General features: G+C 58.9%; 9 protein-coding genes, 2 tRNA genes and 3 rRNA genes. 4 read left to right on the top strand and 10 right to left on the bottom strand.

Annotation, left to right across the window (positions count from 1 at the left end; genetic code table 11):
- Nucleotides 1-198: 198 nt before the first annotated feature.
- Complete coding sequence (locus tag DTA15_RS03290; protein ID WP_006483879.1) at nucleotides 199-1,398, top strand: amino acid aminotransferase; 1,200 nt, start codon at nucleotides 199-201, stop codon at nucleotides 1,396-1,398.
- A gap of 118 nt (nucleotides 1,399-1,516) precedes the next feature.
- Here DTA15_RS03290 and DTA15_RS03295 read toward each other — a convergent pair whose 3' ends face one another.
- A complete protein-coding gene (locus DTA15_RS03295; RefSeq protein WP_006483876.1) occupies nucleotides 1,517-2,305 on the bottom strand; it encodes a 3-hydroxybutyrate dehydrogenase in 789 nt (262 codons plus the stop codon).
- Between the two features lie 165 nt (nucleotides 2,306-2,470).
- On the opposite strand from DTA15_RS03295, the gene DTA15_RS03300 reads away from it, so the two are divergent.
- Both DTA15_RS03300 and DTA15_RS03305 read left to right on the top strand, forming a co-directional pair.
- The gene (locus DTA15_RS03300) at nucleotides 2,471-3,442 is read left to right on the top strand and encodes a potassium channel beta subunit family protein (protein WP_006483886.1); all 972 of its coding nucleotides are present in this window, start codon (nucleotides 2,471-2,473) and stop codon (nucleotides 3,440-3,442) included.
- A gap of 101 nt (nucleotides 3,443-3,543) precedes the next feature.
- Entirely contained in the window at nucleotides 3,544-4,389 is an 846-nt protein-coding gene (locus DTA15_RS03305; RefSeq protein WP_006483870.1) for a 23S rRNA (adenine(2030)-N(6))-methyltransferase RlmJ, read from the top strand.
- Nucleotides 4,390-4,404: 15 nt separating this feature from the next.
- Here the strand turns inward: DTA15_RS03305 and DTA15_RS03310 are convergent, their stop codons facing one another.
- The 3 genes from DTA15_RS03310 to cueR all read right to left on the bottom strand — a co-directional run bounded on the left by DTA15_RS03310 (nucleotide 4,405) and on the right by cueR (nucleotide 5,653).
- The gene (locus DTA15_RS03310) at nucleotides 4,405-4,773 is read right to left on the bottom strand and encodes a hypothetical protein (RefSeq protein WP_006483871.1); all 369 of its coding nucleotides are present in this window, start codon (nucleotides 4,771-4,773) and stop codon (nucleotides 4,405-4,407) included.
- Between the two features lie 113 nt (nucleotides 4,774-4,886).
- The gene (locus tag DTA15_RS03315; protein WP_006478295.1) at nucleotides 4,887-5,033 is read right to left on the bottom strand and encodes a DUF3563 family protein; all 147 of its coding nucleotides are present in this window, start codon (nucleotides 5,031-5,033) and stop codon (nucleotides 4,887-4,889) included.
- Between the two features lie 215 nt (nucleotides 5,034-5,248).
- On the bottom strand, nucleotides 5,249-5,653 hold the full coding sequence (gene cueR, locus DTA15_RS03320) for a Cu(I)-responsive transcriptional regulator (RefSeq protein ID WP_006483878.1): 405 nt from the start codon (nucleotides 5,651-5,653) through the stop codon (nucleotides 5,249-5,251).
- A 200-nt stretch (nucleotides 5,654-5,853) separates the two neighbouring features.
- Between cueR and DTA15_RS03330 the strand changes: the two genes are divergently transcribed.
- Nucleotides 5,854-6,974, top strand: a protein-coding gene (locus DTA15_RS03330) for an IS3-like element IS407 family transposase (protein ID WP_102896096.1) whose coding sequence is annotated in 2 segments (ribosomal slippage) — nucleotides 5,854-6,112 and nucleotides 6,112-6,974 — 1,122 coding nt in all. Because the reading frame shifts where the segments join, the coding sequence is not laid out codon by codon here.
- 151 nt (nucleotides 6,975-7,125) lie between these two features.
- On the opposite strand, the gene rrf is transcribed toward DTA15_RS03330, so the two are convergent.
- The 6 genes from rrf to DTA15_RS03365 form a co-directional block, all read right to left on the bottom strand.
- A 5S ribosomal RNA gene (rrf, locus tag DTA15_RS03335) occupies nucleotides 7,126-7,238 on the bottom strand.
- A 155-nt stretch (nucleotides 7,239-7,393) separates the two neighbouring features.
- A 23S ribosomal RNA gene (locus DTA15_RS03340) occupies nucleotides 7,394-10,273 on the bottom strand.
- A gap of 276 nt (nucleotides 10,274-10,549) precedes the next feature.
- Nucleotides 10,550-10,625 (bottom strand) — tRNA-Ala (locus DTA15_RS03350).
- Nucleotides 10,626-10,663: 38 nt separating this feature from the next.
- Nucleotides 10,664-10,740: transfer RNA gene (locus DTA15_RS03355), tRNA-Ile, on the bottom strand.
- Between the two features lie 63 nt (nucleotides 10,741-10,803).
- A 16S ribosomal RNA gene (locus tag DTA15_RS03360) occupies nucleotides 10,804-12,336 on the bottom strand.
- The 16S, 23S and 5S rRNA genes sit together here with 2 tRNA genes alongside, the layout of an rRNA operon.
- A gap of 506 nt (nucleotides 12,337-12,842) precedes the next feature.
- Nucleotides 12,843-13,397: a phosphonate degradation HD-domain oxygenase gene (locus DTA15_RS03365; protein ID WP_006489482.1), complete on the bottom strand. Its 555-nt coding sequence runs from the start codon at nucleotides 13,395-13,397 to the stop codon at nucleotides 12,843-12,845.
- Nucleotides 13,398-13,399: the final 2 nt, after the last annotated feature.

Below are 13,399 nucleotides of genomic sequence, written 5' to 3' on the forward strand. Positions count from 1 at the left end.
CTGTCGGCTCCTGACGCGCGACGGCCGCCCGAAATCGCGATTCGCCGCCGAAACGCGACGGAATCACCGCCCCCGCCAGCGCGAATTCGCTACAATATCAGGCTGCTGCGCTTTCCGGCGTCGCGCCGTGGGCGCGGTCCGCTGCGCCCGTCCCGCCGGCTGAAAGCCTGACCCTCTTTTCACTACTGCCGAATCATCATGTCGCTCTTCTCCGCTGTCCAGCTTGCTCCCCGCGACCCGATCCTGGGCCTGAACGAAGCCTTCAACGCCGATGCGCGTCCGACCAAGGTCAACCTCGGCGTTGGCGTGTACACGAACGAAGACGGCAAGATTCCGCTGCTGCGCGCGGTGCGCGAAGCGGAGAAGGCACGTGTCGAGGCCGGCCTGCCGCGCGGCTACCTGCCGATCGACGGGATCGCCGCCTACGATGCGGCCGTGCAGAAGCTGCTGCTCGGCAACGATTCGCCGCTGATCGCGGCGGGCCGCGTGGTCACGGCCCAGGCACTGGGCGGCACGGGCGCGCTGAAGATCGGCGCCGATTTCCTGCGCACCGTGAATCCGAACGTGAAGGTCGCGATCAGCGATCCGAGCTGGGAAAACCACCGTGCGCTGTTCGAAGCGGCCGGCTTCGAAGTCGTCGCCTACCCGTATTACGACGCGGCCACCAACGGCGTGAACTTCGAAGGCATGCTGTCGGCGCTGAACGGCTACGCGGCAGGCACGGTCGTCGTGCTGCACGCGTGCTGCCACAACCCGACCGGCGTGGACCTGACCGAAGCGCAATGGCAACAGATCGTCGACGTCGTGAAGGCACGCAACCTCGTGCCGTTCCTCGACATGGCCTACCAGGGCTTCGGCGAGAACATCGACGCCGATGCCGCTGCCGTGCGCCTGTTTGCCGCGGCCGACCTGAACGCATTCGTGTCGTCGTCGTTCTCGAAGTCGTTCTCGCTGTACGGCGAGCGCGTCGGCGCGCTGTCGATCATCACGTCGAGCAAGGAAGAAGCCACGCGCGTGCTGTCGCAACTGAAGCGCGTGATCCGCACGAACTACTCGAACCCGCCGACCCACGGCGGCGCGGTGGTCGCAGCGGTGCTCGCGTCGCCGGAACTGCACGCTTCGTGGGTGCAGGAACTCGGCGAAATGCGCGATCGCATCCGCGCGATGCGCAATGGTCTCGTCGAGCGCCTGAAGGCAAGCGGCGTCGATCGCGATTTCAGCTTCATCAACGCACAGCGCGGGATGTTCTCGTATTCGGGCCTGACCTCGGCGCAAGTCGATCGCCTGCGCGACGAGTTCGGCATCTATGCGGTCGGCACGGGCCGGATTTGCGTCGCCGCACTGAACACGCGCAACCTCGACGCGGTCGCCAATGCGGTCGCAGCAGTCCTGAAGTAAAGCCGCGTCGGGCGGCAACCGTCACCAGGCCCGCCCTGCCGACATGAAAAACGCGCTCCACGGAGCGCGTTTTTTTGTACCGTTCGGCGCGGTGGGCGGCTATGCCGCCTGCCCTGCGTTACTGCATGAACCAGCCGTGGCTGACGACCACCGACTGGCCCGTGAGCGCGGCGCTCGGAAACGCCGACAGGAACAGCACCGTCTGCGCGACGTCCTGCACCGTCGTGAACACGCCGTCGACCGTGTTGCCGAGCATCACCTTCTTGATCACTTCCTCTTCGCTGATGCCGAGCTCCTTCGCCTGCTCCGGAATCTGCTTGTCGACCAGCGGCGTGCGCACGAAGCCCGGACACACGACGTGCGAGCGCACATTGTGCTTCGCGCCTTCCTTCGCCAGCACGCGCGCCAGGCCGAGCAGACCGTGCTTGGCCGTCACGTACGCCGACTTCAGCGGCGACGCTTCGTGCGAGTGCACCGAACCCATGTAGATCACGACGCCGCCGCGATCGTCCTTGTACATGTGCTTGAGCGCGGCCTTCGTCGTCAGGAACGCGCCGTCCACGTGGATCGCCTGCATCTTCTTCCAGTCGGCGAACGAGTAGTTCTCGATCGGGTTGACGATCTGGATGCCCGCATTCGACACGAGGATGTCGACCGAGCCGAACGCTTCGGCCACCTTGTCGATGCCGGTGTTTACGGCTTCCTCGTTGGTCACGTCCATCGCGACGCCGATCGCCTTGCCGCCTGCCTTGTTGATCTCGTCGGCGACCGCGTTCGCGCCGTCCTGGTTCAGGTCGGCGATCGCGACGGCCGCGCCTGCCTTGGCGAGCTCCAGTGCGATTTCCTTGCCGATGCCGCTCGCGGCGCCCGTGACGACTGCGGTCTTGCCGCTCAGATCTGCTGCCATATCCGTCTCCTCCCGTTATCGGATCGAATAAAACACGCGCCCGCCGCATCCGCGCTCATCGCGAAATCGTGGCGGCGTGCCAAGCGTCATTGTGCACGATCGGCCCCGCCGTTCGCGTGCAAAACGTCTAAGCTTAAGGTCGGTTCCGTTCAGCAGGAGATTCTCATGCACTATCGACGGCTAGGCCGCTCCGGCCTGCAAATCAGCGAGCTTTCCCTCGGGTCGTGGGTGACATACGGCAACCAGGTCGATCAGCGGGTCGCGCGCGAATGCCTCGCCGCGGCACGCGATGCGGGCGTCAATTTCTTCGATAACGCCGAGGTCTACGCCGGTGGCAAATCCGAGGAAATCATGGGCCACGCGCTCAAGTCGCTCGACTGGCCGCGCGTCAGCTATATCGTGTCCACGAAGTTCTTCTGGGGGCTCGCGGAAGCCCCGAACCAGTATCACACGCTGAACCGAAAATACCTGCTGAATGCGATCGACGGCTCGCTGCGCCGGCTGCAGCTCGACTATGTGGACCTCGTCTATTGCCATCGTCCCGATCCCCATACGCCGATCGAGGAAACCGTCTGGGCGATGAGCGACATGATCGTGCGCGGCAAGGCGCTGTACTGGGGCACGTCGGAATGGAGCGCCGACGAGATCCGCGCGGCATGCGAGATCGCCGAGCGGCATCATCTGCACAAGCCGGTCGTCGAACAGCCGCAGTACAACCTGTTCCACCGCACCCGGGTCGAGCAGGAATATGCGCGGCTCTACGACGATTACGGCCTCGGCCTCACGACCTGGAGCCCGCTGGCGTCGGGGCTGCTCACCGGCAAGTACCGCAACGGCGTGCCGGCCGGCAGCCGCGCGCAGTTGCAGGGCTACGACTGGATGCGCGAACGGCTGACCGATCGGGCCGCCAACGACATCGTCGAGCGGCTCGGCGAGATCGCCGCCGAACTCGGCTGCAGCACCGGCCAGTTGGCGATCGCGTGGGTACTGTCGAATCCGCGCGTGAGTTCGGTCATCACGGGTGCATCGCGGATCGACCAGATCGGCGACAACATGCGCGCGCTCGAGGTTGCCGCGAAGCTGACGCCGGATGTGAAGCAACGCATCGAGGCGGTGGTCGGCGACGCATACGAGTGAGGCGACTCGCGTACAATACGCGGCCGCATCGGCGCGCGGCCTCACGGCCGCGCACGATCGCCCGCTTTCATCGATTCACCCTTCGTTTCAGGCAGCCAGCCATGCTCAGTTATCGTCACGGTTTTCACGCAGGCAACCACGCGGACGTGCTCAAGCACGCCGTCGTCGTCCAACTGCTGCGCTACCTGAACAAGAAAGACAAATCGTACTGGTACATCGATACGCACGCGGGCGCCGGCGTGTACTCGCTGCGCGACGGTTATGCAGCGAAGACGTCGGAATTCGATACCGGCATCGGCCAACTGTGGAACGAAAAGAACCTGCCGGAGGCGCTCGGCGACTATGTGGATGAAGTCCGCGCGCTGAACGACGACGGCGAACTGCACTTCTACCCGGGTTCACCGTACATCGCATGGCGATCGATGCGCGAGCAGGATCGTATGCGCCTGTTCGAAATGCACACGACGGAAATCGATGTGCTGCGCCACAATTTCCGCGATGCGGGGCGACGCGCGATGATCTTCGCCGGTGACGGCTTCGAAGGTATCAAGGCGCTGCTGCCGCCGCCGCCGCGACGTGCACTCGTGCTGATCGATCCGTCCTACGAGGACAAGAAGGACTACGCGCGCACGGTGAGCTGCGTGACGGAATGCCTGAAGCGTTTCGCGACCGGCTGCTATGCCATCTGGTATCCGCAGGTCACGCGGACGGAATCGCAACGCTTTCCCGAGCAGTTGAAGCGCCTGCAGCCGAACAACTGGCTGCACCTGACGCTGACGGTGTCGAATCCGCCGACCGACGGGCTGGGCCTCTACGGCAGCGGGATGTTCATCCTCAATCCGCCGTATACGCTCGCCCAGAGCATGAACGAGGTTCTGCCCTACCTGGTCGAGATGCTGGGACAGGATAGCGGCGCTCGCTGCCAGATCGAGCACCGCGGCAACTGATCCGGCGACCGGCCGTTACGGCTGCGGTCGCGGCGCGAGCCTCGGCTGATAGGCGGGTTGCCCGTCCCACGCGGGAACATTGATATACGGGGCGACGAACAATGGAACCGACGTGTTCGGCGCCTGCCCGGCCGGAGCGCGCATGCCTGCCGGCTCGGCGATCGGCTGCGACGACAGCGGTGCCGTCTGCAGCACCCATCCGCCCTTGCCGTCCTGGATACCGCGCTGCGTATCGAGCACCAGCGGTTTGGACGATGTCGCGGCACCAGCCGCGAGGCCATGGACGAGCACAGCCGCGCCCAAAACGAGACGCGCGCGGGCACTGCGAGGCACATCGACACCCAAACGCATGATCGTGTCCTTCAGGATGAAAAGCAGGTCCATACCATAGCGCTGCACCGACGATTTCGCCAGATCCGACGCACAAAAAACAAAGCCCCGTCAATACGGGGCTTGCTTATCGTTCGGCGCCGCTCGGCACCTGACGGGGACTGCGATTACAGCGAGTAGCCGTTGGTTTCGAGCGAGCGGATGCGGCTCTCGAGCTGGACGATGTCCGACGACGTGGCGAGGTAGGCCTCACGGCGCTCACGTTCTGCGGATTCGAACCAGTTGCTCAGCTTTTCGACGATGTAGGCGATCATGACGTTCTCCAAGGAAGAGGGACCCCTGGTGAATCGAGATTCAGGGATTTCCCGTATAGGGTTATCCCGAATTATAGCGACGCCGCACCAAGATGCTAGTGAAATACTTGCATGGCAACCATTCCCATTTGGAATGGACTGAGGCAAACATCACATAACCCATTGATTTTGATGGATATTGCTCCAGGGCTTGTTTTTAGGCTCGAGAACACGCACTAATTTGGTTCATCGACCGGGTCGGCGAGGCGCGCCAAAATCGGGCATTCAGGTCGTCCGTCACCATGGCAGTGCGCGGCGAGGTCGGCCAGTGTGTCGCGCATGTCGCTTAGCTCCGCGATGCGTTTGTCGAGTTCGGCCACATGCTCGAGAGCGATCGATTTCACTTCGGCGCTGGCGCGTGAGCGATCCTGCCAGAGCATCAGCAGCTTGCGAATGTCCTCGACGAGAAAGCCGAGCCGTCGTGCCTGACGGATGAACCGCAGGGTATGGACTTCGTCCGCACCGTAGATCCGGTAGCCGGCATCGGTGCGCTTGCTCGGCGCAAGAAGGCCGACTTGTTCGTAGTACCGGATCATTTTTGCGCTGACCCCGGATTCGCGCGACGCGTCGCCGATATTCATTCCCCGCCCTCTGCCCTCAAAACCTGGTTTCGAACACGAACGTCGGCGGATGCCATCGTCGACGACAGTTCGATCGTATCAAATCGCGGGACTTTATTCGGGGGATGGCTTGGTGGCGGGAGCCGGAGGATCTGACCTGCCCCCTGCAAACAGGGCCAGCCGGAGTCTAGTAAAGTTCGTTTTCGGAGAAGAAGACGAACATGAAGAAGCGCTTTACGGAACAGCAAATCATCGGGTTTCTGAAGGAAGCCGAGGCCGGTATGCCGGTCAAGGAACTGTGCAGGAAGCACGGGTTCAGTGATGCGTCGTTCTACACTTGGCGTGCGAAGTTCGGCGGCATGGAGGTCTCGGAAGCCCGCCGGCTCAAGAACCTCGAGGTGGAGAATGCCCGGCTGAAGAAGCTGCTGGCCGAAGCAATGCTCGATATGGAAGCGTTGAAGGTCGTCGTCAAGGGAAAGCCCTGAGCCCGCAAGCCAAACGCGAAGCAGTATCGGCGATTCGGGGGAAGGTCAACATCTCCGAGCGCCGCGCCTGCCGGCTTGTCGGGCTTTCTCGCAGCGTGCTGCATTACGACGCGAAGCCAGACCACGAGAATGAGGTGCTAGCGGCGCGTCTGGTGGAGTTGGCACACGAACGTCGTCGATTCGGCTACCGCCGATTGCACGCCCTAGTGGAACGCGAAGGCACGCACGCCAATCACAAGCGCATCTATCGCCTGTACCGTGAGGCAGGGCTGGCTGTGCGGCGCCGTCGCAAGCGCCACGGCGTAATGATTGAGCGCGAGCAACTGGCATTGCCGGGCGCCCCCAACGAGGTGTGGTCAATCGATTTCGTGATGGATGCGCTTTCCAACGGCCGGCGCGTGAAGTGCCTGACCGTCGTCGACGACTTCACGAAAGAGGCTGTCGACATCGTTGTCGACCATGGCATCTCAGGTTTGTATGTCGCTCGGGCATTGGACCGCGCAGCTCGCTTCCGTGGCTATCCCAAGGCGGTGCGAACAGACCAGGGCCCCGAATTTACGAGCCGCGCGCTTGACCAGTGGGCGTATGCGAACGGCGTCGCTCTGAAGTTGATTCAGGCGGGCAAGCCAACGCAGAATGCGTACATCGAATCGTTCAACGGCAAGTTCCGCGACGAATGCCTTAACGAGCACTGGTTCACGACGCTCGCGCATGCTCGGGCAGTCATCGCGGCATGGCGTCAGGACTACAACGAGCAAAGGCCGCACAGCGCACTGAACTACCTTGCGCCGTCAGAGTTTGCGGCGAAACATCGGGCAACCGCGGATACTCCTGCCGCTTTCCAGGAGTTGGTTTAAAGGGACTTTGCTAGAAGCCCATTGGCCCTATTGATGGGGGCAGGTCAGATCTGATCTGGCGCGCATACCGTTTCGCGCTTCGCCGCACGATTTTTTTGGCGCACCAATGCAAAAACCCCCGCCTTTCGGGCGGGGGTTTCTGGCTTAGGGAGCCTGACGATTACCTACTTTCACACGGGAATCCGCACTATCATCGGCGTAGAGTCGTTTCACGGTCCTGTTCGGGATGGGAAGGGGTGGGACCGACTCGCTATGGTCATCAGGCAAAGGGGGTTGTTCTGCTGGCGTGGCCAACAGAACCAATCTGGGAAGAAGCAGTAATTTTGAGTTGTGTGTATCACACACGAGAATTCAACATGTCGCTTTGGATCGCGACCGGTGCTTTCGCACGGCGCCGATCTACAAGGCAGACTCGTTATAGGATCAAGCCTTACGGGCAATTAGTATCAGTTAGCTGAACGCATTACTGCGCTTACACACCTGACCTATCAACGTCCTGGTCTCGAACGACCCTTCAAGGGGATCTAGTCCCCAGGGATATCTCATCTTAAGGCGAGTTTCCCGCTTAGATGCTTTCAGCGGTTATCTCTTCCGAACATAGCTACCCGGCGATGCCACTGGCGTGACAACCGGTACACCAGAGGTTCGTCCACTCCGGTCCTCTCGTACTAGGAGCAGCCCCCTTCAAATATCCAACGCCCACGGCAGATAGGGACCAAACTGTCTCACGACGTTTTAAACCCAGCTCACGTACCTCTTTAAATGGCGAACAGCCATACCCTTGGGACCGGCTACAGCCCCAGGATGAGATGAGCCGACATCGAGGTGCCAAACACCGCCGTCGATATGAACTCTTGGGCGGTATCAGCCTGTTATCCCCAGAGTACCTTTTATCCGTTGAGCGATGGCCCTTCCATACAGAACCACCGGATCACTATGACCTGCTTTCGCACCTGCTCGACTTGTCGGTCTCGCAGTTAAGCACGCTTATGCCATTGCACTATCAGCACGATTTCCGACCGTACCTAGCGTACCTTCGTACTCCTCCGTTACGCTTTGGGAGGAGACCGCCCCAGTCAAACTGCCTACCATGCACTGTCCCCGACCCGGATCACGGGCCAAGGTTAGAACCTCAAACAAACCAGGGTGGTATTTCAAGGACGGCTCCACCGAAACTAGCGTTCCGGTTTCATAGCCTCCCACCTATCCTACACAGATCGGTTCAAAGTCCAATGCAAAGCTACAGTAAAGGTTCATGGGGTCTTTCCGTCTAGCCGCGGGTAGATTGCATCATCACAAACACTTCAACTTCGCTGAGTCTCGGGAGGAGACAGTGTGGCCATCGTTACGCCATTCGTGCAGGTCGGAACTTACCCGACAAGGAATTTCGCTACCTTAGGACCGTTATAGTTACGGCCGCCGTTTACCGGGACTTCAATCAAGAGCTTGCACCCCATCATTTAATCTTCCGGCACCGGGCAGGCGTCACACCCTATACGTCCACTTTCGTGTTTGCAGAGTGCTGTGTTTTTATTAAACAGTCGCAGCCACCAGTTTATTGCAACCCCTTCACCCTCCTGGCGCAGGCCAGTCAAGCTACAAGGGCGTACCTTATCCCGAAGTTACGGTACCAATTTGCCGAGTTCCTTCTCCCGAGTTCTCTCAAGCGCCTTAGAATACTCATCTCGCCCACCTGTGTCGGTTTGCGGTACGGTCATCGTTAGACTGAAGCTTAGAGGCTTTTCTTGGAACCACTTCCAATTGCTTCGCTCCCTAAGGAGCTCGCGCCACACCCTTGAATCCTGCGCCCGGATTTGCCTAAGCGCCTTCTCCAATGCAGCGACCGGGACTTCCAACACCCGGACAACCTTCCGCGATCCGTCCCCCCATCGCATCTAACAATGGTGCAGGAATATTGACCTGCTTCCCATCAGCTACGCATTTCTGCCTCGCCTTAGGGGCCGACTCACCCTACGCCGATGAACGTTGCGTAGGAAACCTTGGGCTTACGGCGAGGGGGCCTTTCACCCCCTTTATCGCTACTCATGTCAGCATTCGCACTTCCGATACCTCCAGCACCCTTTACAAGGCACCTTCGCAGGCTTACGGAACGCTCTCCTACCATGCGAGCAAGCTCGCATCCGCAGCTTCGGTATATAGCTTAGCCCCGTTACATCTTCCGCGCAGGACGACTCGATCAGTGAGCTATTACGCTTTCTTTAAAGGGTGGCTGCTTCTAAGCCAACCTCCTGACTGTTTTAGCCTTCCCACTTCGTTTCCCACTTAGCTATATTTGGGGACCTTAGCTGGCGGTCTGGGTTGTTTCCCTCTTGACACCGGACGTTAGCACCCGATGTCTGTCTCCCGTGATTGCACTCTTCGGTATTCGGAGTTTGCTATGGCGGGGTAATCTGCAATAGACCCCCCAACCATGACAGTGCTCTACCCCCGAAGGTGAGACACGAGGCACTACCTAAATAGTTTTCGGAGAGAACCAGCTATTTCCAGGTTTGTTTAGCCTTTCACCCCTATCCACAGCTCATCCCCTAACTTTTCAACGTTAGTGGGTTCGGACCTCCAGTACGTGTTACCGCACCTTCATCCTGGCCATGGATAGATCACCTGGTTTCGGGTCTACGCCCAGCAACTGAACGCCCTATTCGGACTCGCTTTCGCTACGCCTGCCCTATACGGTTAAGCTTGCTACTGAACGTAAGTCGCTGACCCATTATACAAAAGGTACGCCGTCACCCCTTGCGAGGCTCCGACTGTTTGTATGCATGCGGTTTCAGGATCTATTTCACTCCCCTCCCGGGGTTCTTTTCGCCTTTCCCTCACGGTACTGGTTCACTATCGGTCGATCACGAGTATTTAGCCTTGGAGGATGGTCCCCCCATCTTCAGACAGGATTTCACGTGTCCCGCCCTACTTGTCGCACACCTAGTTCTTTCATACTGTTTTCGCCTACAGGGCTATCACCTGCTATGGCCGCACTTTCCAGAGCGTTCGGCTAACAATACAAATAAAGAGTGCAAGGCTCATCCCATTTCGCTCGCCACTACTTTGGGAATCTCGGTTGATTTCTTTTCCTGCGGTTACTTAGATGTTTCAGTTCACCGCGTTCGCTTCGCATGGCCTATGTATTCAGCCATGGATACTCCAAAAGGGTGGGTTTCCCCATTCGGACATCTACGGATCAAAGCTTGTTTGCCAGCTCCCCGTAGCTTTTCGCAGGCTACCGCGTCCTTCATCGCCTGTGATCGCCAAGGCATCCACCACATGCACTTGTTCGCTTGACCCTATAACGAGTCTGTCTCGTTACAGGTTGAGTTCTCGCGTTGTGCCGTATTCCAATTGAGTCGAACATAGAGTTCGAATCATCTTGAGATACATCGATACAATCACAACCCGGATAGTTTCCACGTCCATCTCAAGACGCTTCCGCTATCCAAATTACTTACTTCTTCCAGATTGTTAAAGAACGACAGCCGATATCTGTTGATATCCTCTGACTGGCTCAATCGCCAATGACAAAGACTCGAACAATCGTCATTCGAATGTTTGTCATTGAGGATTGGTGGAGGCAGACGGGATCGAACCGACGACCCCCTGCTTGCAAAGCAGGTGCTCTCCCAGCTGAGCTATGCCCCCATGTACAGATTTGCCTCAGGTGTGTTACCGCCAGACAATGGTGGGTCTGGTTGGATTCGAACCAACGACCCCCGCCTTATCAAGACGGTGCTCTAACCGACTGAGCTACAGACCCCTGAGTCTGTCTTTAATTTACAGCCGATAAGCGTGAGCGCTCAACTTCGCGAGATAGCTCTGGAAAGGAGGTGATCCAGCCGCACCTTCCGATACGGCTACCTTGTTACGACTTCACCCCAGTCATGAATCCTACCGTGGTGACCGTCCTCCTTGCGGTTAGACTAGCCACTTCTGGTAAAACCCACTCCCATGGTGTGACGGGCGGTGTGTACAAGACCCGGGAACGTATTCACCGCGGCATGCTGATCCGCGATTACTAGCGATTCCAGCTTCATGCACTCGAGTTGCAGAGTGCAATCCGGACTACGATCGGTTTTCTGGGATTAGCTCCCCCTCGCGGGTTGGCAACCCTCTGTTCCGACCATTGTATGACGTGTGAAGCCCTACCCATAAGGGCCATGAGGACTTGACGTCATCCCCACCTTCCTCCGGTTTGTCACCGGCAGTCTCCTTAGAGTGCTCTTGCGTAGCAACTAAGGACAAGGGTTGCGCTCGTTGCGGGACTTAACCCAACATCTCACGACACGAGCTGACGACAGCCATGCAGCACCTGTGCGCCGGTTCTCTTTCGAGCACTCCCACCTCTCAGCGGGATTCCGACCATGTCAAGGGTAGGTAAGGTTTTTCGCGTTGCATCGAATTAATCCACATCATCCACCGCTTGTGCGGGTCCCCGTCAATTCCTTTGAGTTTTAATCTTGCGACCGTACTCCCCAGGCGGTCAACTTCACGCGTTAGCTACGTTACTAAGGAAATGAATCCCCAACAACTAGTTGACATCGTTTAGGGCGTGGACTACCAGGGTATCTAATCCTGTTTGCTCCCCACGCTTTCGTGCATGAGCGTCAGTATTGGCCCAGGGGGCTGCCTTCGCCATCGGTATTCCTCCACATCTCTACGCATTTCACTGCTACACGTGGAATTCTACCCCCCTCTGCCATACTCTAGCCTGCCAGTCACCAATGCAGTTCCCAGGTTGAGCCCGGGGATTTCACATCGGTCTTAGCAAACCGCCTGCGCACGCTTTACGCCCAGTAATTCCGATTAACGCTTGCACCCTACGTATTACCGCGGCTGCTGGCACGTAGTTAGCCGGTGCTTATTCTTCCGGTACCGTCATCCCCCGACTGTATTAGAGCCAAGGATTTCTTTCCGGACAAAAGTGCTTTACAACCCGAAGGCCTTCTTCACACACGCGGCATTGCTGGATCAGGCTTTCGCCCATTGTCCAAAATTCCCCACTGCTGCCTCCCGTAGGAGTCTGGGCCGTGTCTCAGTCCCAGTGTGGCTGGTCGTCCTCTCAGACCAGCTACTGATCGTCGCCTTGGTAGGCCTTTACCCCACCAACTAGCTAATCAGCCATCGGCCAACCCTATAGCGCGAGGCCCGAAGGTCCCCCGCTTTCATCCGTGGATCGTATGCGGTATTAATCCGGCTTTCGCCGGGCTATCCCCCACTACAGGACATGTTCCGATGTATTACTCACCCGTTCGCCACTCGCCACCAGGTGCAAGCACCCGTGCTGCCGTTCGACTTGCATGTGTAAGGCATGCCGCCAGCGTTCAATCTGAGCCAGGATCAAACTCTTCAGTTCAAACCTGTTACTGTTTTCGGTTCTTTCGAACCGGTCGCTCACTCAAAGCTGACAGGAATATGAATCACTTCATAAACCTGACTTACTTTAGTGTGAGACTCTTGATACTTTTGCTATCTGATCCGAGGATCAGCTCGCTGTCATCAAGCGCCCACACTTATCGGCTGTTAATTTTTAAAGAGCATGTCTGCGAGAGATCTTGAATCCCTCAGCAGCGCTGCGTTTTCAGCAGCAGAGAAGCGAGATTATGAACCGTGTTTCGCAATTCGTCAACAACTTTCTGAACGACTTCGTTGCGACTGCGGGGCTCAACTTCCGTACCGCCGAGGCTCGCTACCTTCCGAACTCCAACGGCACTGCTTCCCTTCCTCCCGCGCCGCGTTTCCGTTAGCGCGAAAGAGGCGTGATTCTATGCAGCTCACGGCGATCGCGCAAGGGGTTTCGCAAAAAATATAAGGCGCCGCACGCTGCCGCGTGCGGCGCCTTATATAGAAGCAACCGAACCGTCAGGAAGCCACGCGCGCCTGGCGTGCGACGATCGCCATATAGTGATCCAGATCCGGCGTCGCCTTGCCTGGCTCCTTCGCCGTATCGTCCCAGCGGCGCAGGTGCAGCGCGTCCTCCGCGAACGGGCGCTGCAGGAACGCCGCCGCTTCCTCGTCACTGAAGATACCGCCCTGCAACGCCAGGCTGCGCACCGAGTCCGGCGACAGGCTCTCGAAATAGCCGGCGTCCGTGCGGCACAGACAGCGCTTCGCGTCGACGTGCAACCGGATCGGCTCCAGCACCGCGTCGGAAAACAGCGGCCGCAGGAACGGCAGCACGTAATACTGATGCAGATCGTCGATCCCGCGCGCGCTCGGCGTGTCGCCCTGGCGATTCAGCAAATGGCCGAGGTCGTGCAGGAACGCCGCCGCGACCAGCGCTTCGTCCGCCCCGGACGCTTCCGCCAGCAACCCGCTCTGCAATGCATGCTCGAGCTGCGTGACGGGTTCGCCGCTATAGGCCACATGGCCATGCTCGCGATACAGGCCGTGGATCTCTTCCACCGTCAGCGCCATTC

Source organism: Burkholderia cenocepacia (genome assembly GCF_900446215.1).
In the GTDB taxonomy this organism is placed as follows: Bacteria; Pseudomonadota; Gammaproteobacteria; order Burkholderiales; family Burkholderiaceae; genus Burkholderia; species Burkholderia cenocepacia.